This window comes from Rhodopirellula maiorica SM1 (genome assembly GCF_000346295.1).
Taxonomy (GTDB): domain Bacteria; phylum Planctomycetota; class Planctomycetia; order Pirellulales; family Pirellulaceae; genus Novipirellula; species Novipirellula maiorica.
Map to the genome: position 1 here is coordinate 1 of NZ_ANOG01000069.1, position 938 is coordinate 938.

The following is a 938-nucleotide window of genomic DNA, read 5'->3' on the forward strand; positions in this document are numbered from 1 at the left end:
TTCTATGGACTCGGCTTTACGCTCAAATCAGCCGGCAAAGATGGATTGGCTAACCAGATTTCGCATTCCGGATCCAGCGGCACGCTGATGTGGTTGGACCGGCAACAGCAGTGCATCGGAGTGTTGGCAACTCAGCATCGCTTCAGTGACGGCAAGAAGATGCCCGAGTCGCAAAAACGGATTCACGCCGATGCACCGACATGGCAAGCGACCACCAAGAAAGAGGTCTTGGACCCGATGTTGGATCGACTGCAAAAGTCTAACCAGCGGCTTGTTGGTGCCCAAAGCAAACGCTAGTCGAGCCCGCAGCAACGACGGCGTGGATGCTAGCTGTCGCGAGGGTTTGCACAATGCCATCGACCCTTTCGTCGTAGCTAAACGTCTCGGCGCAGCGGAGGGTCACGCCCCGACCAGACCGGCCAGCAGGCGGATTCCGATATTGGTGGCAAAGCCCACACATACCATCAGCGTGGGAATCTTGGCCTCCTGGAAATTCTGGAATCCGTACACGATGCACAGCGGTGAGATGATCAGACATCCAATGCCCCACAGTGGTTCGTCCTCACTAAACGCGAGAACCACAATCCAAAGCCAGCCGATAATGCCAACGGCGACAAGCAGAAACAAAAGAAGTCCAAGCACAAATTCCATTGATTGTTACCTGATAGGGCAGAGAGAGTTGTAGGGTGTCGAGAGGATTTGTGTAGGACGGCTGCAATGAATCAGCTTTGCCCCCACGCGAGGCCATCCCTATGTTAACACAAGTGCTTGCGTGTCGGGGGGCTAACAGTCACCGTGGGGTTTTGTCCCAAGGACTTGTATCCGAATCAACCGTACAACGCGTTGCAGTTTGCCAGCGTTGCAACCTTGATGTCCGTTTCCTTCACTCATTTCCAAATCGTTGCTTGTTCGTCGGTTGATCACCGCCCCTCGGTCCC

Annotated in this window: 2 protein-coding genes; one reads left to right on the top strand and one right to left on the bottom strand. The window is 54.5% G+C overall.

The features are described 5' to 3' along the window. Window positions 1–297: hypothetical protein (locus tag RMSM_RS40555; protein ID WP_040763671.1), on the top strand; the 297-nt coding region annotated here is incomplete at its 5' end. Window positions 298–399: 102 nt separating this feature from the next. On the opposite strand, the gene RMSM_RS02140 is transcribed toward RMSM_RS40555, so the two are convergent. Next, window positions 400–651 (bottom strand): hypothetical protein, encoded by a 252-nt coding sequence (locus tag RMSM_RS02140; protein ID WP_008690858.1) that lies wholly within the window; start codon window positions 649–651, stop codon window positions 400–402. Between the last annotated feature and the right edge of the window lie 287 nt (window positions 652–938).